This is a genomic window from Stenotrophomonas sp. 80084_Sma (assembly GCF_056481995.1).
Genome location: NZ_CM151177.1, coordinates 1,688,579 through 1,712,422, shown reverse-complemented (window position 1 = coordinate 1,712,422; position 23,844 = coordinate 1,688,579). Strand labels below are relative to the sequence as shown.

At 64.6% G+C, this 23,844-nt stretch carries 22 protein-coding genes and 1 tRNA gene; 6 read left to right on the top strand and 17 right to left on the bottom strand.

Features of this window, described 5'->3' with window-relative positions:
* Window positions 1-35 precede the first annotated feature (35 nt).
* A complete protein-coding gene (gene uvrB, locus ACZK3W_RS07980; RefSeq protein WP_032128896.1) occupies window positions 36-2,060 on the bottom strand; it encodes an excinuclease ABC subunit UvrB in 2,025 nt (674 codons plus the stop codon).
* 92 nt (window positions 2,061-2,152) lie between these two features.
* Between uvrB and ACZK3W_RS07975 the strand changes: the two genes are divergently transcribed.
* Window positions 2,153-2,713, top strand: a complete 561-nt coding sequence (locus ACZK3W_RS07975) for a GspH/FimT family pseudopilin (RefSeq protein WP_253143284.1) — start codon at window positions 2,153-2,155, stop codon at window positions 2,711-2,713.
* 60 nt (window positions 2,714-2,773) lie between these two features.
* On the opposite strand, the gene ACZK3W_RS07970 is transcribed toward ACZK3W_RS07975, so the two are convergent.
* The 11 genes from ACZK3W_RS07970 to grxD form a co-directional block, all read right to left on the bottom strand.
* Window positions 2,774-2,850: transfer RNA gene (locus ACZK3W_RS07970), tRNA-Asn, on the bottom strand.
* A 68-nt stretch (window positions 2,851-2,918) separates the two neighbouring features.
* Window positions 2,919-3,332, bottom strand: coding sequence for a type IV pilin protein (locus ACZK3W_RS07965; RefSeq protein ID WP_125893533.1), 414 nt, complete (start codon window positions 3,330-3,332; stop codon window positions 2,919-2,921).
* Between the two features lie 229 nt (window positions 3,333-3,561).
* A complete protein-coding gene (locus ACZK3W_RS07960) occupies window positions 3,562-7,509 on the bottom strand; it encodes a pilus assembly protein (protein WP_478450625.1) in 3,948 nt (1,315 codons plus the stop codon).
* 416 nt (window positions 7,510-7,925) lie between these two features.
* A complete protein-coding gene (locus ACZK3W_RS07955) occupies window positions 7,926-8,417 on the bottom strand; it encodes a pilus assembly PilX family protein (protein ID WP_029380064.1) in 492 nt (163 codons plus the stop codon).
* 7 nt (window positions 8,418-8,424) lie between these two features.
* Entirely contained in the window at window positions 8,425-9,558 is a 1,134-nt protein-coding gene (locus ACZK3W_RS07950; protein ID WP_049412604.1) for a PilW family protein, read from the bottom strand.
* Between the two features lie 56 nt (window positions 9,559-9,614).
* The gene (pilV, locus tag ACZK3W_RS07945) at window positions 9,615-10,082 is read right to left on the bottom strand and encodes a type IV pilus modification protein PilV (RefSeq protein ID WP_125893529.1); all 468 of its coding nucleotides are present in this window, start codon (window positions 10,080-10,082) and stop codon (window positions 9,615-9,617) included.
* Complete coding sequence (locus ACZK3W_RS07940) at window positions 10,079-10,597, bottom strand: GspH/FimT family pseudopilin (RefSeq protein ID WP_049412580.1); 519 nt, start codon at window positions 10,595-10,597, stop codon at window positions 10,079-10,081. Before ACZK3W_RS07940 ends, pilV begins: the two co-directional genes overlap by 4 nt.
* A gap of 161 nt (window positions 10,598-10,758) precedes the next feature.
* On the bottom strand, window positions 10,759-12,147 hold the full coding sequence (gene ppnN / locus ACZK3W_RS07935) for a nucleotide 5'-monophosphate nucleosidase PpnN (RefSeq protein WP_010486098.1): 1,389 nt from the start codon (window positions 12,145-12,147) through the stop codon (window positions 10,759-10,761).
* A 252-nt stretch (window positions 12,148-12,399) separates the two neighbouring features.
* Entirely contained in the window at window positions 12,400-15,648 is a 3,249-nt protein-coding gene (locus tag ACZK3W_RS07930) for a TonB-dependent receptor (RefSeq protein ID WP_080355163.1), read from the bottom strand.
* A 232-nt stretch (window positions 15,649-15,880) separates the two neighbouring features.
* The gene (locus ACZK3W_RS07925) at window positions 15,881-16,657 is read right to left on the bottom strand and encodes an SDR family NAD(P)-dependent oxidoreductase (protein WP_049399918.1); all 777 of its coding nucleotides are present in this window, start codon (window positions 16,655-16,657) and stop codon (window positions 15,881-15,883) included.
* Window positions 16,654-16,974: a Grx4 family monothiol glutaredoxin gene (grxD, locus tag ACZK3W_RS07920; RefSeq protein WP_005408852.1), complete on the bottom strand. Its 321-nt coding sequence runs from the start codon at window positions 16,972-16,974 to the stop codon at window positions 16,654-16,656. The genes ACZK3W_RS07925 and grxD overlap by 4 nt, the downstream gene beginning before the upstream one ends.
* A gap of 120 nt (window positions 16,975-17,094) precedes the next feature.
* Here grxD and ACZK3W_RS07915 point away from each other — a divergent pair, with 120 nt between their 5' ends.
* Entirely contained in the window at window positions 17,095-17,673 is a 579-nt protein-coding gene (locus ACZK3W_RS07915; protein ID WP_049423333.1) for a superoxide dismutase, read from the top strand.
* A gap of 114 nt (window positions 17,674-17,787) precedes the next feature.
* On the opposite strand, the gene ACZK3W_RS07910 is transcribed toward ACZK3W_RS07915, so the two are convergent.
* The 3 genes from ACZK3W_RS07910 to purE form a co-directional block, all read right to left on the bottom strand.
* Window positions 17,788-18,129: a carboxymuconolactone decarboxylase family protein gene (locus tag ACZK3W_RS07910; RefSeq protein WP_004152082.1), complete on the bottom strand. Its 342-nt coding sequence runs from the start codon at window positions 18,127-18,129 to the stop codon at window positions 17,788-17,790.
* 112 nt (window positions 18,130-18,241) lie between these two features.
* Window positions 18,242-19,390 (bottom strand): 5-(carboxyamino)imidazole ribonucleotide synthase, encoded by a 1,149-nt coding sequence (locus tag ACZK3W_RS07905; protein ID WP_032128885.1) that lies wholly within the window; start codon window positions 19,388-19,390, stop codon window positions 18,242-18,244.
* Window positions 19,387-19,890: a 5-(carboxyamino)imidazole ribonucleotide mutase gene (gene purE / locus ACZK3W_RS07900; protein ID WP_005412808.1), complete on the bottom strand. Its 504-nt coding sequence runs from the start codon at window positions 19,888-19,890 to the stop codon at window positions 19,387-19,389. Before purE ends, ACZK3W_RS07905 begins: the two co-directional genes overlap by 4 nt.
* Window positions 19,891-19,948: 58 nt before the next feature.
* On the opposite strand from purE, the gene ACZK3W_RS07895 reads away from it, so the two are divergent.
* From ACZK3W_RS07895 to ACZK3W_RS07880, 4 genes are all read left to right on the top strand, one after another.
* Window positions 19,949-20,218, top strand: coding sequence for a Trm112 family protein (locus ACZK3W_RS07895; protein ID WP_032128883.1), 270 nt, complete (start codon window positions 19,949-19,951; stop codon window positions 20,216-20,218).
* Window positions 20,215-21,066, top strand: a complete 852-nt coding sequence (nadC, locus tag ACZK3W_RS07890; protein WP_049463565.1) for a carboxylating nicotinate-nucleotide diphosphorylase — start codon at window positions 20,215-20,217, stop codon at window positions 21,064-21,066. Before ACZK3W_RS07895 ends, nadC begins: the two co-directional genes overlap by 4 nt.
* A 75-nt stretch (window positions 21,067-21,141) precedes the next feature.
* Window positions 21,142-22,143: a DUF2272 domain-containing protein gene (locus ACZK3W_RS07885; protein ID WP_164079885.1), complete on the top strand. Its 1,002-nt coding sequence runs from the start codon at window positions 21,142-21,144 to the stop codon at window positions 22,141-22,143.
* 67 nt (window positions 22,144-22,210) lie between these two features.
* On the top strand, window positions 22,211-22,561 hold the full coding sequence (locus ACZK3W_RS07880) for a DUF3301 domain-containing protein (protein ID WP_049423257.1): 351 nt from the start codon (window positions 22,211-22,213) through the stop codon (window positions 22,559-22,561).
* Between the two features lie 85 nt (window positions 22,562-22,646).
* On the opposite strand, the gene ACZK3W_RS07875 is transcribed toward ACZK3W_RS07880, so the two are convergent.
* A complete protein-coding gene (locus tag ACZK3W_RS07875) occupies window positions 22,647-23,099 on the bottom strand; it encodes a ClpXP protease specificity-enhancing factor (RefSeq protein WP_019659028.1) in 453 nt (150 codons plus the stop codon).
* A gap of 84 nt (window positions 23,100-23,183) precedes the next feature.
* Complete coding sequence (locus ACZK3W_RS07870; protein WP_032128879.1) at window positions 23,184-23,819, bottom strand: glutathione S-transferase N-terminal domain-containing protein; 636 nt, start codon at window positions 23,817-23,819, stop codon at window positions 23,184-23,186.
* Window positions 23,820-23,844 lie beyond the last annotated feature (25 nt).

Genomic DNA, 23,844 nt, shown 5'->3' with positions numbered 1-23,844 from the left:
AACACTTTTGTGAAGAAGATGCTGCACTGCCGCGTTCAGCCCAGACTCGCTTCCTTCAGCTGCCGGATCTGGTCACGCACGCGGGCGGCATCCTCGAATTCCAGGTCCTTGGCGTGCTGGTACATCTGCTGCTCCAGCGCCTTGAGACGGGACGCCAGCTGGGCCGGGCTGAGCGATCGATAGTCACTCCCCTCCTCGGCAACGCCGGGCCTGCCCTTGCCCTTGCCCTTCTTTGCTTCCTTCTCGGCCGCATCGGAGCGCGCACCTTCCAGCACGTCGGTGATCGGACGCGCCACCGAGCGCGGCACGATGCCGTGCTGCTCGTTGTACTCGACCTGCTTGGCGCGACGGCGGTCGGTCTCGTCGATCGCTGCCTGCATCGAGCGGGTGATCTTGTCCGCATACAGGATCGCCTTGCCACGCACGTTGCGGGCGGCACGGCCGATGGTCTGGATCAGCGAGCCGGTCGAGCGCAGGAAGCCCTCCTTGTCGGCATCCAGGATCGCCACCAGGGACACCTCGGGCATGTCCAGGCCCTCGCGCAGCAGGTTGATGCCCACCAGCACATCGAACTTGCCCAGGCGCAGGTCGCGGATGATCTCCACGCGCTCGACCGTGTCCACGTCCGAGTGCAGGTAGCGCACGCGGATGCCGTGCTCGGTCAGGTATTCGGTGAGATTTTCGGCCATGCGCTTGGTCAGCGTCGTGACCAGCACACGGTCACCGGCCTTGATGCGCGCGTTGGCCTCGCTCATCAGGTCGTCAACCTGGGTGCCCACCGGGCGGATCTCCACCACCGGGTCGATCAGGCCGGTGGGGCGTACGACCAGTTCAGTGATCTCGTCACCGGCTTCGCGGTACTCATAGGGGCCTGGCGTGGCCGACACATAGATGCTGCGCGGGCAGCGCTCTTCCCACTCCTCGAAGCGCAGCGGCCGGTTGTCCAGCGCCGAGGGCAGCCGGAACCCGAACTCGACCAGCGTCTCCTTGCGCGAACGGTCGCCCTTGAACATGGCACCGATCTGCGGAATGGTCACGTGCGATTCGTCGATCACCAGCAGCGCGTCGGCCGGCAGGTAGTCGAACAATGTCGGCGGCGGTTCGCCGGCGTTCTTGCCGGTCAGGTGCCGGGAGTAGTTCTCGATGCCGTTGCAGTAGCCGACCTCGGCCATCATTTCCAGATCGAACTGGGTGCGCTGCGCCAGGCGCTGCGCCTCCACCAGCTTGTTCTGCGCGTACAGCTGCTCCAGGCGCTCCTTCAGCTCGACCTTGATCGTCTCGATCGCCGCCAGCACACGCTCGCGCGTGGTGGCGTAATGGGTCTTCGGGTAGACCGTGAAGCGCTGCATGTTGCGCAGCGTCTCGCCGGTGAGCGGATCGAACAACGTGATCTTCTCGACCTCGCCATCAAACAGCTCCAGGCGCAGCGCCTCGCTGTCCGACTCGGCCGGGAACACGTCGATGACTTCGCCACGCACGCGGAAGGTACCGCGCTGCAGCTCGTATTCGTTGCGCGTGTACTGCAGCTGGGTGAGGTGGTTGATCAGGTCGCGCTGGTCGATGCGCTCGCCCTTGGACAGGATCAGGCGCAGCGACAGGTAGTCTTCCGGCGCGCCCAGGCCATAGATCGCGGACACCGTCGCCACCACGATCGCGTCCGGGCGCGACAGCAGGGTCTTGGTCGCCGCCAGCCGCATCTGCTCGATGTGCTCGTTGATCGAACTGTCCTTCTCGATGAAGGTGTCCGACGATGGCACGTAGGCTTCCGGTTGGTAGTAGTCGTAGTAGCTGACGAAGTACTCCACCGCGTTGTGCGGGAAGAACGCCTTGAACTCACCGTACAGCTGCGCCGCCAGCGTCTTGTTCGGCGCCATGATCAGCGTCGGCTTCTGCACGTTCTGGATGACGTTGGCGATGGTGTAGGTCTTGCCCGAGCCGGTGACGCCCAGCAGGGTCTGCTTGGCGATGCCCGCTTCGAAGTTGCTGGTCAGCTTCGCGATGGCATCAGGCTGGTCGCCCGCCGGCGAATACGGCGAGACGAGTTCAAAACGGTCGCTCATGGTGGTGCCAGTTCCCGGGAGTGATGAGTATACGGGGCATGGAGTGACGGCCCGCTGAGGGGTTTCCGGGCAGGTGAGCGCGGCGTTGGCTGATGGTGAATGCCCCGGCGTACGTCGAGGCTGGAGGCATGCCTCATCGTCTTCGCCCTGTCCGGCTCCACCGCGGGCTCCATCTGATCGAGCTGCTGGTCGCCGTCATGGTGCTGTCGGTCCTGCTGGCGTTGGCCTGGGGCCCCTGGCAACGCACGCTGCGGCACTTCCAGGCGGAAGCGCTGCGCGCCGAACTGGTCGCCAGCCTGTCGATGGCGCGCAGCGCCGCCATCACCGAACGCCGCCGCGTGACGGTCTGCGGATCGTCGGACGGCATGATGTGTGACCAGGCATGGAGCCAGGGCTGGCGGGTGCAGGTCGAACCGGCCAACAGCGCGACCGCCGCCGCAAGGGAACTGCGCGTGCACAGGACACGCCAGCGTCATGTCGACCTGCGCACCAGCGATCATCGGCCCGACGTGCGGTTCCGGCCCGACGGCCGCAATGCCGGTACCAACCAGTCCATCGTGTTGTGCGTGGATGGACAGGAGCACAGCCGCGTCATCATCAGCGTCCCCGGACGGGTCAGGAGCCAGCGCCCGCGCAGGTCCACCCCCTGCTGAAACCTGCAATGCCATCGTGGAAACGAAAAAAGCCGCGATTTCTCGCGGCTTTTTCGAATCTGGCGCCCGAAGTTGGACTCGAACCAACGACCCCCTGATTAACAGTCAAGTGCTCTAACCGGCTGAGCTATTCGGGCGGGGTGCGCATTTTAGCCAGCGTTTGGCGGCCAGCGCAAGCCCTTTTTGCAGGTGCGATGCCCAACCGTTACCAGCACTCCGCATTGGTCTTCTTGTCCGGCGTCTTGCGTCCGGCCTGATCCAGCGTCAGCGTGCCGCACACATCCTTGTCCTGGCCGGTTTCCGGCACCGCCTGCAGCGTGTAGGTGCTGGCCGTGGCCTTACCGTTCAGGGACAGCGTGTAGCGCTTGTTGCCCTGTCGCGGCGACTGGTTGAACGGCAGTGAGAAACCGTCATAGCTGTTCTGCACCGTATGGTAGCGCTCGAGCAGCTGTGCGATCTCGACCAGATCGGCCTTGGCCAGGGCCCGGTTGGTCTTCAGCACATGCCGCTGATAGGACGGCAGGGCCACGGCCGCCAGGACGGCGATCACGGCTACGGTGATCATCAGCTCGATCAGGGTGAAACCGGCTGCAAAGCGGCGGGTTGAGGATGTGTGCATCGGCGCTCTCATGTTCATGGTCATCAGCGGATCTGGCGCCAGGACTGGCGACCGCAGGCACGCTGGCCGTATGCAGTATCCGCGCCCGGAGTGTTCAGCGTCACGATGCACCGGTCAATCGAACCATCGACCGAGCACTTCGGATCGCTGGGGTCGCAGCCCTTGCGCATCGATGTACTGACTTGTGTATCCAGCACAGGAGCCCCCGTCGCGACGTCGCCGCCGCGAGTCAACGCCCCGGCGCCACAATTCGCGCCACACAGCGGATCCCCCCCACTTCGTCGGTGAGGCCGCCCATCGCGGGCTGGCCGGTGGCCATGTTCAGCCGATAGCGCCAGTTGACGCCACCACCTGTACCGCAGACGGACTGTCCAGGCACATACGTGGTGAACATCACGGTGCCACCCTGCAACGTCGGATATCCAAAGAAGCGCTCACCCTCCACCGTGGTATCCACGATCAGATCAACGTACCAGCCACGCTTTGTTGAATAGTCCACCGCGTTGCTGGATATGTCGCGGAATGCTGCACCATTGGCACTGATCGACTGCCCCACCAGCACGTCGCGGCTGGAGATCGCGTCGCTGAGGTTGTCCCATATTCCGTACAGCGTCTGCACAGGTGAATTGCGGGTAACGGCGTTGTCATCGGCGGTGAAATAACGACCGGTACCGAAGAACAGGCTGACGCCCCCACCCGGCCCCGCAGACGTCTGGATCGCTCCTGTGATCGGTTGCGCCACCGCGCTGCGCATGGCGGTGAACAGTGGTGTACCGCTGAGCGACACATTCCATGCCGTGGGGTCGCCCCCCCGCAGATCGAAGCGCCAAATGTTGCCCTGCATGTCACCACCGTACACGGTATCGGCCAGGCTGCTGCTGTTGTGCAGTGCCACCGCTGTGACGTGGTTGAGGCCATTGGCGATCGCGTACTTGCCCCCGCTCGGATACAGGCGCTTGAGTACCTCACCGCTCTGGATGTCGACCACATACAACACAGGACGGCCCGTACTCGAATTGACGCCGTTACCGAACAGTGCAACAAATCGCGGCGCGCCGTTCGGATCAGTGCCAGCGACAGGCACCACCACCGGCTTGCCGAACGCGAAGCCCATGTCCGATTCGGTCTTGCCGGAAATCTCCCACAGCACGTTGCCGCTGTTGAACGCCGTTGGATTGCTGATATCCAGCGCAAACACCGAGCCGTTACCGACTGCCGTGGCGGACGGGCCGCGCGTGGCACCGCCACCGCCGGTGGTCCCTACCAGTACCGTATGCCACGCCTCGCCGTAGTGGACGTCGGATGCCGTCAGTCCGCCGTCAACGTAGTAGCGATGGCCATAGGCAGGGTTGGCCAGTTCGGCCATGTGCTGCAGCGACGTGGAGGGAATGTAGGCGAACTGTTCAGTGCCGGCCGCGGTTCCGGTGCCGGCATTGAATCCGTGCAGCATGCCGTCGTTGGCCCCGACATAGACCATTGAGGGCGGGCCGCCAGACGCAGTCTTCGATGTCAGATAGGCCTTGTAGCGGGTACCGAGTGTGGTCTTCCAGCCTATCTCGCCCTGCTCCTTCCAGGATGTATAGCCGTAGTCATCCCGGGTGGAAACAATCTCGACGCTGGAATTGACGATGTCGCCGAGCAGTACACTGCGCGGACGGAACCCGCTGACCGGTGAACCACGCAGATAGCTGACGAGATCGGCAACCGTATGCGAACCGAACCAGTTGGGAACGGTATTGAGCCCAAGGTTGCCCAGTTTCTCGGCGCGGTCGCGGCCGGGAATGTTGTCCGCAGTGAAATCTGCCGCTGCTACAGGAATCAACTGATTGGACTTGTTCACAAAAGTCGGCGCAGTCGACACCACGATATTGCGGCCCGAAGCGCTCATCCTGGTCGACGCCCGCCACAGCTCAGGGCCGACTTCGCCATTGGAGAGGGTCTGACGGGCGATGAGATCGCCAGTCCAGTCATTGGATCCCGACGGTACCGTGTAGTGCGCCGAGACGGTGAAGGAACCTGCGTTGACCCGGGCGCCAGTCGCGCTGCCCCCCACCGGCGCCTCGCCCGCGGCAGCACTGTCGAAGATCGACTCCAGCGCAGACTTCAGCTTGGCCGGATTGCGCGCCAGGAAATAGTTGTCCGGCACGCCAGGCACCTTGCTGTCCCATTTCTTGCCAGCCGGCACGCCATACTTGGCGGCGTACCACAGCGGGCTCTCCAACTGATTGGCCTGGCCGCTTCCCAGGCGGTAGCGCAGGACAATGGCACCTGTCCATTCTGCCGGAGGAGCCGAGGTGGTCGTCAGCACCGAACCGTTCTTGTCGCCGGGCCGCAGTACCAGTCGCTGCACGTTGTCGGCCGCGTTCGAACCCACGATCGTGTAGCCGGTGAGCATCGCGTTGCCGGCATAGGCAGAAAGATTCTCAATGCGGACCAGCACCTCATCGCTGCCCACGGTATTGCGTACAGCATTGTTGCTGCACTCCGCACTGCTGGAGCGCCAGCAGATGTTGCGGAAATTCGTATTGTCGCCGTCGTTGCAGGTAGCGCCCACGCAGTAGCTGAGCATGGAGACCACGTCGTTGTCGTGGTCATTGCCCCACAACGAGTCTTCCCATACCAGCGAGAAACTGCCAGCCTTGCCGTCTGCGCGATAAGTTCGTCCATAGACGAAATTCGGCGAGACCGTAGACTGTTTGGTGCCGATACCAACAGAACCGAGGAAGCAACTGCGCCAGCCATTGCTGGTGATTTTTGCCGTACCGGTATTGTTGGCCTGGCACAGTGGGGCCAGGGTGATCTTGCCGTTGCCCACCGGAATCTCGAACTTGGGCAGGCTCTCAGCCATGGCCACGGTATAGGTGGTCGCAGTGAGCTTGTAGGTATCCGGCTTGTTCTGCACGCCCGGACGAAGGTCGGTCTCGGCCGCGGCCTTTGACAAGCCCGCCATCAGGTAGCTGCCTTCCGTGGAAGGCACATCCGGGCAGATGCCACGCACCAGCGACAGGCCAGTAACCTTGGCCGCGCGACAGATGTCCTCATGGGTATTGATCGAGGCATAGCGCTCGGTCAGGCCGACGCGGCCAGCCATGTAACTGCCACCAGTAATGCCTTCAAGATTGCCGATCGCATCCGTTGCCGACGCCGCAGGTGCCAGACCATTGATCGACCCGATGTTGTCGCTATCGAACGACGGCAGGCCTGAGGACATCACCAGGATGTTGCAGGTGGCGCAGTAGGAGTTGCCGCCATCGTTCGGGGAGCGGTAGGGATCCTTCCAGGCAACCGCATTGGGCAGCCCGCTCAGGTCCCCGGACGCACTGTAGATGCCCTTGGTTTCACCCTTGATGTAGCGCACAGCTTCGGCATACATCTCGGCCAGGGGATTGCCCCAGGCACTGCACTTCTTCGAGGCATTGCCCGGATCGGTCAGATTACCTCTGTCACCGAAGCCCTGTCGGTTGAGGATGCTGTAGTCGTTGCAGTCATTCCAGTTATTGCTCCAGTTCCACTGGTCGATACGGAAGTTGGAGATGGTATTGATGATGCCTTCCGCACCACCGGACAAGCTGTTACAGAACTGACCGTTGGACAGGTTGATTTCGTCGCCGGCCGCACAGAATCCGGTGCCGTTACCTGCGATCTTTCCGATGTTCCGCCGCACCACGCCACCATCGCGCGGATTGACATAGGTACCCGTGACCAGACCGAAGCGAAGACGGCCGCTTTCGCCATACGACTGCAGCAGCCCAGCCGGTTTCAGATAGTCCCTTGTGCCATCGTTGTACTTGCGGCAGAACGCCTCCGGGAAAGCTCCGCTGCCACTGGCGCAGACCTCAACCCGGACGTTGAAGTTGGTGGCAGAGCCAGGTGAATCAGCCTTGCCTTCATCGCTTCGGCCGGTGATGCACTGGCGGCTGGCGGTGGCCGCCCACTCGCCCCAGTTGCCCGACGCAGCGCGCATCAGCGGTGCACCACCGGATTCGATGGTGGCGTTGCAGAAGGACATGGTGGTCTTGTACGGGGTGAAACTGTTGATATCACTGCCGCTGTATACCTTTACCCACGCGTGCAGATCGTTGGGGATCTGCGCGCGCTCCAGCACGGTGCTGGCGGCGCTGTCGGTGATGCGATGGCCGCCGTACAGCACGTAGCGCATCACGTCCAGGCGACTCATCGTTGCCCAGTTCAGGAAATTGCCGGACCAGCTTCCACCGCAGCTGTGCTTCCAGGTGCCGCCGGCCTGTGCACTGGCCTTGAACTGGCCGCTGGCGTAGGAATAGCAGAGGTTGGAATCGAAGTAACCGGAGTAATCGAACTTGTCCTGGTATGTGGTGTCGAGGGTGCCATCCTCATCCAGGTCGCTGTAATCGCTGTAGGCCTTGTTGAACAGCTGCTCGTCGCGCGACATCACCATCATCATCAGCGGCGGCTGGGTCTTCTTGCTGTACAACGGCTCCTGCGCGATGTCGTAGTCGCCAAGCGCAGCGAACAGCGGGTAGACCAACGCCCCCACCCCAGCCAGCACGGCAACGGCAGCGCCCGCGCGCAGCCAGGGAGTCGAGACGATGCGGGAGAAGCGGCGCGAAGTGTTCATGGAATGAAGATCGTATCGATGACAGCGCTGGAAGATGGATTGGCCGGATCGTCACTGGCCAGGACGGTGATCTGGTAGATGTTTTCGGTCTCTTCGTTCTTCCGGCCCCCGAGGCCGGTCCCTCCGCCGCCCATCACGCACTTATCAAGGCGCCGGGTATGGATTGCCGCAGCCGCAGTCTTGCCATCGGCCCAGGTTGCCGGGTCGAATACCGGACTGCATTCTTCCTGGTTGGCCTCGAAAACGCCGCCGCTTTCGATGGCTGTCTTGATGGCCGCCTCCTGGGTACGCACGTCGGCTTCGGCGTTCTGGAAGGCCTGATTGGAACGCAGGTAGTTGGCCGCCATGCGCTCCTGCATACCGGTAACCTGCATGCCGGCGATGCCGATAAGAGCCAGCAGGATCAACATGATCAGGGCGACATACAGCACAGCGCCTCGCTGCTGCCGGCGTGCTGTGAAGGAAGGAAGACGCGGGCGTGTGTACATGCGAGCCTCAGTTGCCAAAGAGGCGGTTGCGAAGGGCGATGGTGGTTTGATAGACAGCGCGCATGCGACCGTCTGCCGGCGCCGTGAACGTCACGCCCAGCGAAGTGAGCGCAGCGTTCTGGTCGGCCTGCGGCGCCGCCGATGGATCCGGACTGGACATCACCATCCCCAGCTGCACGGCGCCGACACGACGCCAACCATTCGCGGCCGGATTGGTAGACCCCTGCACCGTTTCGGCAGTGCCCTGGCGATCAATGAAACCGGTTGGATAAACGTCGGTAAGCCCGCGGTCCTGGCCATACAACAACTGCATGTTTTCTACGCCCTCCACCAGTGCCTCCGGCGCATTGGCCACCAGCGCGCCATTGGGGATGGCGGTGAAGCGCACGCGATACAACGAAGAACGGGCAATGGCGGCGTCATAGCCGATGTAGTACAGCGCGCTTTCTGCACGGTGCAGCATCGCCTGACCGGTGGTGACCGGACGGGTGAAGTTCCCTGCATTGTTCGGCGCATCCCCAAAGGTGACGGTGCCGGCGCCCTTGTCCACCGCGCGCGCCTGGAAGATCGTGACGCTGGCGCAGTCGGCCGCACCATACAGCCCCGGGTTGGAGACACCACTCTGCAGTACCGCAAGGCGCGCTTTGTCAAAACTGAAAATCGGCTTGCCTGGAACGCCGCCAATGGCGGTGATCGGCACACCATCCGGCATCAGGTAACGCAGCACCACGATGTCGCTGCCATTGACTCGGTTGGGCATGGCCGCAGCAAACTCGGCAGGCAGCGCGGGCTTGTAGTCGGTTCCGCCGGTTGCGGGTGTGGCTGTCAGGGTAACCGCCGCTCCCGGCGCGGTTCCGGTAGCTTCAAAGCCCTGGATCGACGTCTGGAAGTCCAGCGCCGGATGCGGAGCCGTTGCGAAGGTACTGAACAGCGAGGCATTGTCCGGTGTATTTCGCCCCTGGTCATTGACACAGCCGAAATGCCCGGCCATGCGAAGTTCGCGTTGCAGGGCATCCATCGCGAAGCGACTGTTTTCCTGCACCCGCGCCAGGCCATCGGACAGCTGGTAGGCCGCCCTCGATGCTGCAAACACCTGCACCACGCCGAGCATGACGATCACACCAATGGCCAGTGCGATCATCAGCTCAACCATGGAAAGACCCGACATGTGTCGGGATGAAGAGCATGAGGCGCGCATCACAAGCCGCTCCTGGCAGTGAACGTGGTGTCACCGGCATCGGCATTCCAGCGCTCATCCCCCCAGCTCACGCTGACCGAGTACTGATCACCGTTCCGGGTTACTTTCCCCGTAGCGCCGTCGCCCAGCGCCTTGCCCAGGCGGCACCTCCAATCCAGGGTGAAGGCGTCTTTGCTGATGTCCTTGCCGGTGGGAGGTAAGCAGTTCTTGCCGGACGTGGTGGCGGTATAGTCGCCGACATAGACCGGCGCCATCTTCCGATTCACCCGCAGCTGGTCCAGCATCTCGTAGGTCAGATTGGTCGCCTGGGTGCGGTAGTTGGCACTTTGGACGAAGCGTACGTTCATGGTCTGCATCAGCGCGAAACCGAGCAGGCCAACGCCAAGCACGAGAATGGCGATCAGCACTTCGATCAGACTGAAGCCCCCTTGCACGCCGCGCGGGGAATGGGATCGGGACGGCCTCACTTGCAATCCTCCTTCAACAGCCGGACCTGTCCGGTCGGCGAAATGCGCAACGTTCGTTGCAGCGGTTGCTTGCCGCAGGTGTCCGGGCGCAGGGTCAGGTCCAGCGATGCATTCGCGCGGTTGCGACCACGTGGGTCAAAACCCACGGACAGATCCGGCGTACCCGCCGTAGTCAGACCCGGCCGACCGGCGCTGTAGCGGAGCACGGTCTCCCCAGCGCTCAGCGCACCATCTCCATTGGTGTCCGCCCAGACCAGCCAGCCGTCAGCCCAGCTTTTGCCATCACATGTACTGCCCGCAGACGACGCACAGACACCCGCACCACGACGATTCTTTACCGCCTCGCTGCGGGCCAATGCGAGTGAAGCGATCAACTCGTTGCTCGCGGTAGCGATGCGATTGGATCGCAGGGTGCCCTGGAAACTGGGAAAGGCGATCGTGGCGAGCACGGCCAGGACCATGATCGTGACCATCAACTCAACCAGCGTAAAGCCGTTTTGCCGGCGCAAAGACATTGGACGCTCCCCAGCGTGTTGATGGCCACGATGGGCCATCGCCCTGCCACCGGCAAGCGGCGGCAGGATGAACGGTCATTCCGGGGCGACGGGCGTCAACGCCTTGACGGCCCGCCCTCCCCTGCCTGTCCCGGCGCGATCCCCATCGCGCCGGCGCAGGCTCAGGCCAGCACCTGGTAGCAGGGCTGGTATTCGCCGGAGATCTTCATCCGGCGCTGTTCGACGAAGGCGCGCAGCAGCGCGTCCAGGGCCTGCATCATGTCCGGGTCACCATGGATCTGGAACGGCCCGAACTGCTCGATGCGGCGCATGCCGTCTTCCTTCACGTTGCCGGCAACGATGCCCGAGAACGCCCGGCGCAGGTCGGCCGCCAGCGCGTGCGGGGCACGCCCGTGGTGCAGGTCCAGCGCGGCCATTGCCTCGTGGGTCGGCACGAACGGCTGCTGGTACTCCCACGGAATCTCGATCGACCAGTTGAAGAAGAACGAGTCCTTCTGTGCCAGGCGGTGCTCACGCACGCGCTTGATGCCGTTGGCCATCTTCTTTGCCACCGCCACCGGGTCGCCGATGACGATCTCGTAGCGCTCGGCGGCTGCATCGCCCAGGGTCAGGCGGATGAAGCGATCGATCTGCTCGAAGTACGGCGCTGCCACCGTCGGGCCGGTCAGGATCAGCGGGAACGGCAGGTCCTTGTTTTCCTCGCGCAGCAGGATGCCGAGCAGGTACAGGATTTCCTCGGCGGTGCCGACGCCACCGGCGAACACGATGATGCCGTGGCCGATGCGGACGAAGGCCTCAAGGCGCTTCTCGATGTCCGGCATGATCACCAGGTGGTTGACGATCGGGTTCGGCGACTCGGCCGCGATGATGCCCGGCTCGGTCAGGCCGATGTAGCGCGTCACGGTGCGGCGCTGCTTGGCGTGGGCAATGGTGGCGCCCTTCATCGGGCCCTTCATCGCGCCTGGACCGCAGCCGGTGCAGATGTCCAGGCCGCGCAGGCCCAGCTCATAACCCACCTGCTTGGTGTACAGGTACTCGTCGCGCGAGATCGAATGGCCACCCCAGCACACGACCAGGTTCGGGTCGCCCGGGTTGAGGATGCGCGCATTGCGCAGCAGGCCGAACACCGCGTTGGTGATGCCCTCGGACGACTCCAGCTCGGCCGCGTAGGCCGGGCCCATCTCGATGGCCATGTAGGCCAGGTCACGCACCACGGCGAACAGCAGTTCGGCGACGCCGCGGATGATCTCGCCATCGACGAAGGCCATCGCCGGTGCATTGACCAGGTCGATGCGCACGCCGCGATCCTGCTGCGCCACCTGGATGTCGAAATCGGGATACAGATCGCGCGCCGCGCGCGGATCGTCAGAGGCGCTTCCGCTGGTCAGCACGGCCAGCGCGCAGCGGCGCAGCAGCTCGTGCATACCGCCGGCAGACGCATCGCGCAGGCGGGCCACTTCGGCCCGCGACAGCACATCCAGCCCACCGCGCGGGTAGATCCGCGCATCCTGCACCGGCAGTGCACGGGCTGATTTTTCGTTCGTGGTCATGTCCAATTTTTCGCTTCCTTCAAGGTTTCCGACTGTACTGCCGCCCCCTTAAAAAGCAAAACGGCCGGGAAGCCCGACCGTTGGATGTGTGCTTCCCGCGTTCGCCTTTCCGGGACCGCATCGGCGGCGTTGGCACCACGCACATTTCCGGATGCTACGCCGATGCCAGGTGACCTGCAAGGACTTTCGCATGAACGGAAAACGGCCGGGTTTCCCCGGCCGTTTCCACTTACTGCTTCAGGCTCTGACGGATCAGAACTTGTACTTCACGGTCAGCTGCATCGACCAGCGCGACACGGCGGTGTTGCCCTTGTCGTTGTTGTTTTCCTGGATCGACGAGTTGTCGGTACGGCCGGTGAAGTTGTACAGGTACTTGCCGGTAGCCGGGTCGATACCCGAGTAGTTGGCAACGCGACGGGTGGCGTAGAAGCCGTAATCGTCGATCAGACCCCACTTCTTGTTGAGCAGATTGCCGACATTCATGATGTCCAGCGCGATCTCGCCCTTGTGGGTCTTCGCAAAGCCCGGGAACTCCTGGCTGATGCGGACATCGAAGCTGTTGACCCACTTGGCGCGGTGCGCGTTGGCCGGGACCACGCTGCCACGGTAGGCATCAAGCTCCGGATTCTGCGCCAGCCATTCGAAGAACTTCTTCTCCATGTCGGCGCCGCCGGTGAAGATCACGTCACCCGGGCCCTTCGGCACGTAGAACAGATCGTTGGTGCCTGCGCCGTCGCCGTTCACGTCGTTATAGAACACGTAGCTGTACGGACGACCCGAACGGCCTTCATAGAACAGGCCGACGCGGGTGGCATTGTCACCGAAGAAGTTGTGCTTCCACTCCAGGGTACCGGTGATGCGGTCCTTGATCGCATAGCGCGAGTTGTACGCAACGTTGTCGTTGGCGTTCAGGCTCAGCGTGTTGTTCCAGTTCGAGGTGTTCTGCGAGCTGGACAGCGGGCTCACTTCCTTCGCCTGAGTGTAGGTATAACCCAGCGACCAGCCCCAGTTCTCGGTCAGCGGCTTGGCCAGCGAGAACGTAGCCTGGGAACCACGACCCTTGTCGGTGTTGCGCAGCAGGATCACGTCGCCGATATCGCTCGGACGGTTGACACGGTCACTCGGGCAGGTCTGATCGGTGGCCGAGCAGGCACGACCGTTCTTCTGGCCAGCCTGCATGCCGTTCGAGCCAGCATTGGCACCGTTCATGCCGTAGTCGTTCCAGTACAGCGCACGACCGTCCTGACCAACCGAGCGGTTGGCGTTCGGGGTCATGACGTCCAGACGATCGAAGTACAGACCATCCTTGACCTTGGTGACCAGCAGCTCGGCCGACGCCACGATGCCGTACCACGGCAGTTCGTGATCGAAGGCCAGGTTGGCCTTCCAGACCGACGGCAGGCGGGTACCGGGAGCGATCAGGTCGACGTTCTGACGTGCCGAAGCAAGCGACGGGTCCGGGATGAACGGATTGTCAGCATCGAAGCTGAAACCACCCGGATTGCGGGTCAGGTTGTACTCGGCGTAGTTCAGGCCGGTGTTCTGGTAGGCACCCGCCAGCCACACGTTCGGGGCAGCACCGCCGAACAGGCCCACGCCACCGCGCAGCTGGGTCGGACGGTCGCTATCGAAGGTGTAGTTGAAGCCGACGCGCGGCTGGAACAGCTTCTTGTCGACCAGCTTGGTGTTGTTGAAGCCGTACAGCTGCTCGATGCGCGGGTTGTACAGGCGCTGGGTGCTGAAGTCCGGCATGTCAACGCGGACACCGAACATCAGGCTCAGGTTGTAGTTGATCGCCCAGGTATCCTGGATGAACAGACCCGTGTTCTTCAGGTGGAACTTCGCCGGAATGTCATCCAGGCTGCCACCAGCACGCGGCACGCGCACCTGGTACGCGGACGGGGTGCCGGCTTCAAACGCAGCCAGGTTGGCGAACTCATACGCGCCGTACAGGTTGCGACCGTAGAAGTTCATCAGGTCGTTGTCGGTGTAGTCAAAGCCGAACTTGACGGTGTGGTCACCGACATACCAGGTACCGGCACCGAAGGCGCTCAGTTCCTTCGACTCCACCAGGTTGGTGTGGGTGTTCTGCTCGGTACCCAGGTACAGCGAATTGTTGTTGTCGAAGCGGACGCGGATCTGCGGCAGGTGCGAAGCGGCAACGCGGTTGGACGAGTAGTCCTTGTGCGAGACCTTGAACTCGGTCGAGAAGTTCTCGGACCAGTCACTGAACAGTTCACCCATCCAGGTCTCATACTCGGTCGGCTGGGTGTACCAGAAGTCACTCAGCGAAATTTCGCTGTTGCTGACCTTCGGGAAACGCACCACGTCCTGCTTCATCTTGTTGTAGCGCAGGGCCGCACGGTGGTTCTCGTTGATGTTCCAGTCCAGCTTGACCGCGTACTCTTCGATCTCGGTCTTGTTGTTCAGCGCACCGACGCCGCCGACCTGATAGCCAAGATCGGACATGCGCTTCTGGACGCGGGCGATATCAGCATCACTGATGCCGCCAGCCTTGTTGTAGGGGCTTTCGCCAAGGCTGACACCGCCACCGCTACGCTCGTACTTTTCGTAGTTGGTGAAGAAGAACAGCTTGTCCTTGACGATCGGGCCGCCGAAGGTCATGCCGTAGGTCTTCTCGTCCTTGAAGCCGTTAAAGTCCTGCTTGTCACCTTCCAGGCGCGAACGGACCATGTCCTTGTCGCGGTACGAACCGTACACGGTGCCGTGGAATTCATTGGTACCCGACTTGGTCACGGCGTTGATCACCGCACCCGTACCACCAGCGATGGTGGTGTCGTAGTTGGCCAGGTCAATGTTGATTTCCTGGATGGCGTCCATCGACACCGGCTGACGCTCGGTCGGCAGGTTGTTGGAGCCCAGGCCGAACGGATCGGAGGCGCTGATGCCGTCGATGCGGATGGCGTTGTAACGGGTGTTCTGGCCACCGGCCGAGATCGCGCCGTCAGCCTTGCTGACCTGCGAGATGCGCGGATCCAGGCGGATGTAGTCCTGGATGTTGCGGTTGGCCGACGGCAGCGCGTCCATCGTTTCGCGCGTCACGTTGGTGCCGCTGCCCATCTTGGTGGCGCTGAACAGGTCCAGGCCGCCGGCGGTGGCGACAACGTTCACGGCGTCCAGGTTGGTGGCGGCCAGATCGCCGCCGAGGCTGGCGTTGACCGTGTTGACCTGGTTCAGGTTCAGGTAGACACCTTCTTCGGTCTTGGTGCCTTCACCGGACTTGGTGATGGTGATGGTGTACGGGCCACCCACGCGCAGGCCGCGCGCGTTGTAACGACCCGACGCGTCGGTGGTGGCACGCGAAACGGTGCCCGACTCGGTGTGGGTGATGGTGACTTCAGCGCCAGCGACAGGCTGGCCTGCAGAGGACATCACCTGGCCGCCGACACCGGCAGAGGTGCTCTGGGCGAAGGCGGGAGCGGCGGCGAGCGCAGCCACGAGACCAAGGGTGAGCTTGGACATCCGGAGTGGGTGGGTCATTTTTCGGTAGCCTCGATGCGAGTTGGCGATGGCGGAAAAAAAGCGCATCCAAACAGCCCTGCGGGTGGCTGGTCGGACATTTATCTGGGGTTCCCTACCGCTTGGCTGAAGGAAGCCACAACGGTTAACACTAGATTAACACGCTACGCCATCAATGTGACGGTTGTGCGACAAACGGCACCCGATCGCAACGCAATCGTGACGGGTTCTTCACTCCGCCTTTCCCTAGCACTCACTCGGCCGGGGACGCCCCGCTGGCATCGAGAATCCGGCCGCGCCAGGTGGCGCCAGCACCGGACAACAGGGTCACGGCCGCAGCGGCGGCGGCCTCCGGGCCTTGGGCGGCCGGGTCCTGGTCGACGGAATACGCCCGGGCCCGCAGGGCTGTGCGCAGCGGGCCGGGGTACAGGCCACTGACCCGTACCGGGCTGCGGCCGAGTTCGTCGTGCAGGCTGGCGATCAGGCCACGCAGGCCATGCTGGGCCACACCGTAACCGCCCCAGTAAGCCTGCCCGACCCGGTCGGGGGCATCGACCGCAAACACCAGCGCCGCATCTTCGCGCTGCCGCAGCAGTGGCAGGCAGGCCTGGGCCAGCCAGGCCGGCGCGGTCAAGGTAACGTGCACCGCGCGGGCGAAACTGGCTGGGTCAGCCAGCTCGAACGGGGTCAGGCCCGGGAAGTGGGCGGCACAGACCAGCAGGCCGTCCAGCCGCCCCAGCTCGCGCTGCAGGGCCTGGGCCAGCTCGGCATAGTCGTCGGGGCCTGCGCCTTCCAGGTCCAACGGGTACAGCAGGGGTTCCGGGCCGACCGCCTGGACCTGGGCGTAGACACGGTCCAGGCGCCGCGGCTTGCGGCCCAGCAGGACCACGGTGGCCCCAGCGGCTGCAGCAGCCACTGCCGCAGCACTGCCCAGCCCACCACCGGCACCGGCGACCAGTACCACGCGATCCTGCAACGGGCGGCCATCGAGCGCCCCGTCGGTCGGTGACGTCGATGGCCAGGCACTCATCCCTGGGTCGCCTCTTCGACGATGCGCTTGAGCTCGCCGGCTTCGAACAGCTCCAGCACGATGTCACAGCCGCCGATCAATTCACCGTTGATGAACAGCTGCGGGAAGGTCGGCAGGTTGGAAAAGCGCGGCAGGTTGGCGCGGATCTCGGGCTCTTCCAGCACGTTGACGGTGCGCAGGGTGACCGCGCCGGCCGCCATCAATGCCTGTACGGCGCGGCTGGAGAAGCCGCACATCGGGTATTGCGGGGTGCCCTTCATGAACAGCACGAGCGGGTAACGATCGACCTCGGCCTGGATTTGCTGCATTACCGCCACAACCACACTCCTTGCTTCGCCGGACAAACCGACCGTGATGGTCGGCTAGACTGCCCACGGTAGCCGCCATTGTAAGCGGATGGAACCGGCTGCCGCCGCCCCCTGGCCACGAACCTGTCCATGCCTGTCGAATTGCCTGCCCTGCCCTACCTTCCCGGCTCCCTGCAGCCGCACCTGTCCGCACAGACCGTGGAACTGCATCACGGCCGCCACCATCGCGCCTACGTGGATGCCGTCAACGCCGGCATCCTCGGCACCGAGTGGGAGGAAGCGTCACTGGAAGAGATCGTCCGCCACGCCCAGGGCACGCTGTTCGATGCCGCCGCACAGGCCTGGAACCATGGCTTCTACTGGCAGTGCCTGCGCCCGCGCGGCGGCGGTGAGCCGCAGGGGCGGCTGGGCGAGCTGGTCAAGCGCCAGTTCGGCGACGTGCAGCGCCTGCGCGAGGAATTCAACCGCACCGCACTGGGCCTGTTCGGCTCGGGCTGGGTGTGGCTGGTGCAGCATCCGGGCGGGCAGCTGGGCCTGCAGGCCACCCGCAACGCCGGCACGCCATTGACCGGCGAAAGCACCCCGCTCCTGTGCTGCGACGTATGGGAGCACGCTTACTACACCGACTACCAGAATGATCGCGCGCGCTACTTGGACGCGTTCTGGCAGATGGTCAACTGGGAATTCGCCGAAAGCCAGCTGCGCTGAGGCAGCGGCTCCGCCACGGGGTAGTGCCGGCCGCTGGCCGGCATCCCCATACGCGCACGAGCATACCCGATCCGCCCGCCAGCGGCCGGCACTACCGGGAAACAGTACGGAGCTTCACGCGCTCTCGTGCGCGGCCACCGCGTCCATCACCCGTGCCGAGTACACCAGTGCGGCGCCTGCATTGAGCGACACTGCCACGCCCAGCGCCTCGGCGATTTCCTCGCGGCTGGCGCCGTGCTTCAGCGCTGCATCCACATGCACGGTAATGCAGCCGTCGCAGCGGGTGGTCACTGCCACGGCCAGCGCGATCAGCTCGCGGGTCTTGGCATCCAGGTGGTTGGTCTGCGCGCCGGCATTGGCCAGGGTGGCATAGCCCTTGACCGTATCCGGCGAGAGCTTGCCGATCTCGCCGATGCGGCCCTTCAGTTCCTTGCGGTAGGCATTCCAGTCGAGCATGGTCGTGACTCCTGTGAAAGGAGCTCCACGCTACCACCGGGAATGTTGCGCCGATGCCTGCACCGGCGCGCCACATCGTTGCATTGCCGGCCAGCGGCCGGCACTACCGGGTTCAGCGGTTGCGCAGCGCGTGTACCGCCGGCGCCACCTGGGCCTGGCGACCCAGCTCCAGACCCACCTGGTCCAGTGCATCGGCCAGTGCATCAGCAGCATCATCGCGCAGCGTGGCATGACCGACCTTGCGGCCCTCACGCGGCTCCTTGCCGTAGTCGTGCCAGTGGCCGCTGGCCTGGGCCAGCACCGGCGCCGGGTCCGGCATCGCGCCCAGCCAGTTCAGCATGCAGGCATGGCCGAGCATGCGGGTGCTGCCCAGGGGCAGGCCCAGCACGGCGCGCAGGTGATTCTCGAACTGCGAGGTCTCGCTGCCTTCGATGGTCCAGTGGCCGGAGTTGTGCACGCGCGGCGCCATCTCGTTGGCCAACAGCTCGCCATCGCGGCAGAACAGCTCCAGCGCGAACACGCCGACATACTGCAGGTGCTCGGCGACGCGACGGGCATAGCCGATCGCGGCCTCGTGCTCGGCGGCCGACAACACGGCCGGCGCCACGCTGGCCGACAGCACGCCGTCGACGTGCCAGTTGCCGGTGACCGGCCAGGCCTCGAAGCTGCCATCGCGGCCACGCACGGCAACCACGCTGACCTCCCGCTGGAAGGCCACGAAGCCCTCCAGGATCAGACCAGTACGCTCGACCTGCGCACCCAGCGCATCCCATGCGGCATCAATGTCGGCCTCGCTGCGCAGGCGGAACTGACCCTTGCCGTCGTAACCGAGGCGGCGGGTCTTGAGGATGCACGGCAGACCGAACTCGGCAGCCTTCGCGGCCAACTCGTCACGGCTGCGGATGTCAGCGAAGGCCGGCAGCGGAATGCCCAGCTGCTGAAACAAGGTCTTCTCGCTCAACCGGTCCTGGGCCACGGCCAGTGCGGCCGGCGGCGGGTAGACCGGCACGCGGTCGGCCAGGAACTGCGCGCTGTCGGCCGGCACGTTCTCGAAATCGAACGTGACCACGTCGACCTTGGCCGCGAAATCCGCCAGCGCCTGACGGTCATCGAAGGCACCGACGGTGAGCGGCGCCAGCGGGCCGCTGCAGGCGTCGGCTGCGGGGTCGTACAGTTCGAAGCGCAATCCCAGCGGCGCACCGGCCAGTACCATCATGCGGGCGAGCTGGCCGCCACCCAGGATGCCTACGGTCAGGCTCATTGGCGTGGATCGTCGTGGGCCATCACGTCTTCGGTCTGGCGTGCGCGGAACGCGTCGAGCGCCTGGCCGATCGCCGGCTGGTCACTGGCCAGCATTGCGGCGGCGAACAGCGCGGCGTTGGAGGCGCCGGCATTGCCGATGGCGAAGGTGGCGACCGGGATGCCGGCTGGCATCTGCACGATCGACAGCAGCGAATCCATGCCGTTGAGGGCCTTGGACTGCACCGGCACGCCCAGCACCGGCACGGCGGTCTTGGCGGCGATCATGCCCGGCAGGTGCGCGGCCCCGCCGGCACCGGCGATGATCGCGCGCAGGCCACGCGGGCCCGCCTGCTCGGCGTAACTGAACAACACATCCGGCGTCCGATGCGCGGACACTACCTTCACTTCGAACGGAACACCCAGGGCTTCAAGCTTCTGGGCGGCGTGCTGCATGGTTTCCCAGTCGGAACGGGAACCCATGACGATGCCGACAAGCGGCGCGATCGGGTTGGGGGTCATTGGCCGTCACCTGCCTTAAAGACGTATTCTAGCCATCTTCCACGCAAGACGAAGAACCATGGATCGCAAGCTGCTCGACCTGCTGGTGTCGCCGGACACCCGCCAGCCCCTGTCCCTGCTGGATGGCAAGGGCCTGGAAGCCCTCAACAAGGCCATTTCCACCGGCGCGGTGAACAAGGCCGATGGCAACCCGCTGGCGCAGCCGCTGCGCGAAGCGCTGGTCACCCGCGACCGCAAGCAGGTGTTCCGCGTTGACGACGGCATCCCGGTGCTGCTGGCCGAGGAAGCCATCCCGACCGCCCAGATCGCCGACTTCCCGGCCGCATGAGCGCGCTGCCGACGCCGGATGCGGCCGTTGTCGCCGCCGATGTCGCGCGTGCGCTGGCCGAGGACCTGGGCAGCGGCGACGTCACCGCCGCCCTGCTGCCCGACCAGGCCGACAGCGCCTACCTGCTGTGCAAGCAGGACGGGGTGATCGCCGGCCGCCCCTGGTTCGACGCCACCCACCGCGCACTCGATCCGGACGTGCGCATCGAATGGCATGTCTCCGAGGGCGACACGGTCACCGCCGGCACCGTACTGGCGCTGCTGCACGGGCGCAGCCGCAGCCTGGTGAGCGCCGAGCGCACTTCGCTGAACTTCCTGCAGACGCTGTCCGGCACCGCCACGACCACCGCGCGTTACGTGGCGGCGGTGGCCGGCACCGGCACGCGCATCCTCGACACCCGCAAGACCCTGCCCGGCCTGCGCCTGGCGCAGAAGTACGCGGTGCGCTGCGGCGGTGGAGAGAACCATCGTTTCGGCCTGTACGACACGGTGATGCTGAAGGAAAACCACATCCGCGCTGCCGGTTCACTGGCCGCAGCCGTGGCTGCCGCACGCCGGCAATGGCCTGGGTTGCCGCTGGTGGTCGAGGTCGAGGATCTTGCGCAGCTGCGCCAGGCGCTGGAAGCTGGTTGCGAACGCATCCTGCTGGATGACTTCAGCCCCGACCTGCGCCGCGAGGCGGTGCGCATCACGGCGGGCCGCATTCCGCTGGAAGTGTCCGGCAGCGTGGGCCTGGGTGGCCTGCGTTCGATCGCCGAGGACGGCGTCGACTGCATCTCCATTGGCGGCCTGACCAAGCACGTGCAGGCGATTGATCTGTCGCTGAAGCTGGGCCCGCCGCCGGGCTGAGGCCTGACCCGGTTCTCACACCCGGCGTTCACGACAGCGCTGCGACGCTGCGGTCATCCCCCACAGGAGCCGCGCATGCGCCGGATGCTCTTGCCTGCCTGCCTGCTGCTGGCCGCAGCCCCCTTGTCCGCAGCGGCCGCCGAAGCCTGCGATGTGCCGCCCCGCTTCGGCCTGAGCCCGTTGGCGGTGGCCATCCGCAATACCGCCTGCAACGAGCACCGGCTGTGGTTCCGGCCCTTCATTGATCGCGATGGCCGCGCCGCCAGCCTCAGTGTCACCGAAGCCGAAAGCGATCACCTGGCCGACAACGGCCTGATCGCCTGGCAGCGCGTGGCCGGCTACTGGCGCAACAGCGGCACGCTCAACGCAATGGGCAGCATCGCCGGCGCCAGCAGCTGCCTGGCACCGCTGGGTACGCGCTACACCGACAGCGACTGCCGCGCCTTCCTGGTCGACAACCCGTGGTCAGCCGCGTTCATTTCCTGGGTGATGGTGCAGTCCGGCGTTCCTGGCTTCAACACCTCGCCACGCCACATCGACTACATCCGTGCCGCGTACCAGGGCGGCCCCTCGGGCGTGCCGTACCGGTTGGTCGATCCCGCGTCCGCAAAGCCCGCACCGGGCGACCTGCTGTGCTTCCTGCGCGACCGCAGCACCACGCTCAGCTACAGCGGGCTGGTGCAGGCACTGGGCAATGGCTCGGTGGGCCACTGGAAATCACATTGCGAAGTGGTGGTAGCGGCCAATCTTGGCGGCGACCAGACCCTGTACCTGGTCGGTGGCAACGTGATGAACACCGTGGCGATGCGGTTGCTGCCGCTGGACCGCACCGGGCTGATCAAGCTGCCGCCCGCGCGCGAACGCAACAGCACCGGCATCGACCCCAGCTGCACGCCGGGCCGCGAGGACGAATGCAGCTTCAACCGCCAGGACTGGGCAGCACTGCTGCAGTTGACCGCCACATCACCGCTGGTGATGCCCTCGCCCACTGCGACGCCGATGCAGCCCGCCCCGACACCGCAACCGGTCATCGTGCCCGCGCAACCGGTATCCAGCGAACCGCAGCCGCGGCGGTGAATCCAGCGCTTGATCCAGCGCTCGTTCGCCGCCATCTTTGCGGAATCGACCTCTGACGGCTGACGCCATGCCCACCCTGCTGCTGTTGCTGATTGCCGGCGGAATCATCTACTTCTTCTGGAACGCTGCGCGTTCGGCCGCCGAGCGCGCGGTCGAGCTGGGTCGAAATGCCTGCCGCGCAGCCGACGTGCAATGGCTGGACCAGGCGGTGCATGCCACCGGCCTGCGCCTGTCGCGCGGCGAGGATGGCCGGCTCGGTTTCGAGCGCACGTTCAAGTTCGAGTATTCCTACGATGGCATCGATCGCCACGTGGGCCGCATGGTGCTGCGCGGCGACCAGTTGATCTCGTTCACTGGCCCGGGCGCGGCGCGGATCAGCCAGATCCGGCCGGATGCGGAGGATGCCGAGGATGTCTAAGGGCTTTGAGTGCCGACCAACGGTCGGCACCCACCGGTAAATCCTGTAAAGGAAAACGCCGCCCATCGGGGCGGCGTCAGAGGGATTACTTGACCACGCGCAGGTTCGGGCGACCCTTGGGCGGCGGACTGGCCGGCGGGGTATCGTCCGGCGGAGTGCCTTCCTCATGCAGCAGTTCGTCGCTGGTCGGCGCAGTTTCGCTGCCCGGAATGTCATCCGGCAGTGCCATGCCCTGCCCGGTCTCGCGGGCATAGACGGCCAGCACGGCACTGATCGGCACCTGCACCGGGTAGCTGGTGCCGGAGAAGCGCGCCGAGAAGCTCACCATCTCGTTGTCGATCATCAGCCGCACGACAGCGCGTTCGGCGATGTTGAGCACAACCCGGCCATCCTTGACCGCCGAAGGCGGGACCTGCACGCCGGGGACGCCGGCGTCGACCAGGATGTGCGGGGTCAGCTGGTTGTCGTTGATCCATTCCACCAGCGCCCGCAGCAGGTACGGGCGGTGGCTGGTCATGTGGAAGAAGTCTTCGGTCATGCGTGAAGTGTACGCGCCCGGCGCCCCGCCGGGGCGGATCGCCTGCACGCCGGTCGGCGTGCAGACGGGTAAAGCAAGACGGGATCAGCCCGGCAGATCGCGCAGCTTCTTTTCCTGGTCGGTCAGGCTGCGGACAAATCCCGGATGGCGGAAGATGCGGTTGCCGTAGTCTTCAATCGCCTTGCCGTCCTTCGGCAGCGGCACATCCAGCGACTGCAGGCGCCAGATGATCGGCGCCATCGCGCAGTCGGCCAGGCTCATTTCCGGGTTGAGGAAGAACTTGCTGGCCTTGAACAGTGGCAACGAGGCCGTCAGCAGTTCTTTCAGGCGCTTGCGACCGGCCTCGGCCTGGGTCTTGTTGCCCAGCTGGATGGCCTGCACCTGCGGCACCCAGTCGTGCTCGATGCGCAGCATGGCCAACCGGATGCGGGCACGCGACAGCGGATCGACCGGCATCAGCGGCGGATGCGGGTAGCGCTCATCGAGGTATTCGCTGACCACCGACGCGGCGTAAAGCACCAGTTCGCGTTCGACCAGGGTCGGCACCGAGTGGTACGGATTGAGGTCGATCAGGTCTTCAGGCGGGTTCTGTGGATCGACCGGAACGAAGTCGAAGGTCACACCCTTGGCCGCCAGGACCAGGCGTACACGGTGGCACAGTACGTCGTCGTTCGAGGAAAACAGCGTCAGTGTATTGCGCATGCGTACGCTCGCCGCCATCAAAGGCTCTCCCACGACAGGAGAC

Excerpts from the sequence above, each read along its gene's own strand:
- nadC (WP_049463565.1), top strand. The coding sequence starts at position 20,215 with ATGAGCGCGCTGCCGACGCCGGATGCGGCCGTTGTCGCCGCCGATGTC.
- ACZK3W_RS07940 (WP_049412580.1), bottom strand. The coding sequence starts at position 10,597 with ATGTCTTTGCGCCGGCAAAACGGCTTTACGCTGGTTGAGTTGATGGTC.
- ACZK3W_RS07975 (WP_253143284.1), top strand. The coding sequence starts at position 2,153 with ATGGTGAATGCCCCGGCGTACGTCGAGGCTGGAGGCATGCCTCATCGT.
- ACZK3W_RS07870 (WP_032128879.1), bottom strand. The coding sequence starts at position 23,819 with ATGGCGGCGAGCGTACGCATGCGCAATACACTGACGCTGTTTTCCTCG.
- ACZK3W_RS07950 (WP_049412604.1), bottom strand. The coding sequence starts at position 9,558 with ATGATCGCACTGGCCATTGGTGTGATCGTCATGCTCGGCGTGGTGCAG.
- ACZK3W_RS07880 (WP_049423257.1), top strand. The coding sequence starts at position 22,211 with ATGCCCACCCTGCTGCTGTTGCTGATTGCCGGCGGAATCATCTACTTC.
- uvrB (WP_032128896.1), bottom strand. The coding sequence starts at position 2,060 with ATGAGCGACCGTTTTGAACTCGTCTCGCCGTATTCGCCGGCGGGCGAC.
- ACZK3W_RS07910 (WP_004152082.1), bottom strand. The coding sequence starts at position 18,129 with ATGCTCGACTGGAATGCCTACCGCAAGGAACTGAAGGGCCGCATCGGC.
- ACZK3W_RS07955 (WP_029380064.1), bottom strand. The coding sequence starts at position 8,417 with ATGTACACACGCCCGCGTCTTCCTTCCTTCACAGCACGCCGGCAGCAG.
- ACZK3W_RS07925 (WP_049399918.1), bottom strand. The coding sequence starts at position 16,657 with ATGAGTGCCTGGCCATCGACGTCACCGACCGACGGGGCGCTCGATGGC.
- ACZK3W_RS07960 (WP_478450625.1), bottom strand. The coding sequence starts at position 7,509 with ATGAGTCGCCTGGACGTGATGCGCTACGTGCTGTACGGCGGCCATCGC.
- ppnN (WP_010486098.1), bottom strand. The coding sequence starts at position 12,147 with ATGACCACGAACGAAAAATCAGCCCGTGCACTGCCGGTGCAGGATGCG.
- ACZK3W_RS07930 (WP_080355163.1), bottom strand. The coding sequence starts at position 15,648 with ATGACCCACCCACTCCGGATGTCCAAGCTCACCCTTGGTCTCGTGGCT.
- ACZK3W_RS07915 (WP_049423333.1), top strand. The coding sequence starts at position 17,095 with ATGCCTGTCGAATTGCCTGCCCTGCCCTACCTTCCCGGCTCCCTGCAG.
- ACZK3W_RS07965 (WP_125893533.1), bottom strand. The coding sequence starts at position 3,332 with ATGCACACATCCTCAACCCGCCGCTTTGCAGCCGGTTTCACCCTGATC.
- ACZK3W_RS07875 (WP_019659028.1), bottom strand. The coding sequence starts at position 23,099 with ATGACCGAAGACTTCTTCCACATGACCAGCCACCGCCCGTACCTGCTG.
- ACZK3W_RS07895 (WP_032128883.1), top strand. The coding sequence starts at position 19,949 with ATGGATCGCAAGCTGCTCGACCTGCTGGTGTCGCCGGACACCCGCCAG.
- ACZK3W_RS07885 (WP_164079885.1), top strand. The coding sequence starts at position 21,142 with ATGCGCCGGATGCTCTTGCCTGCCTGCCTGCTGCTGGCCGCAGCCCCC.
- purE (WP_005412808.1), bottom strand. The coding sequence starts at position 19,890 with ATGACCCCCAACCCGATCGCGCCGCTTGTCGGCATCGTCATGGGTTCC.
- ACZK3W_RS07905 (WP_032128885.1), bottom strand. The coding sequence starts at position 19,390 with ATGAGCCTGACCGTAGGCATCCTGGGTGGCGGCCAGCTCGCCCGCATG.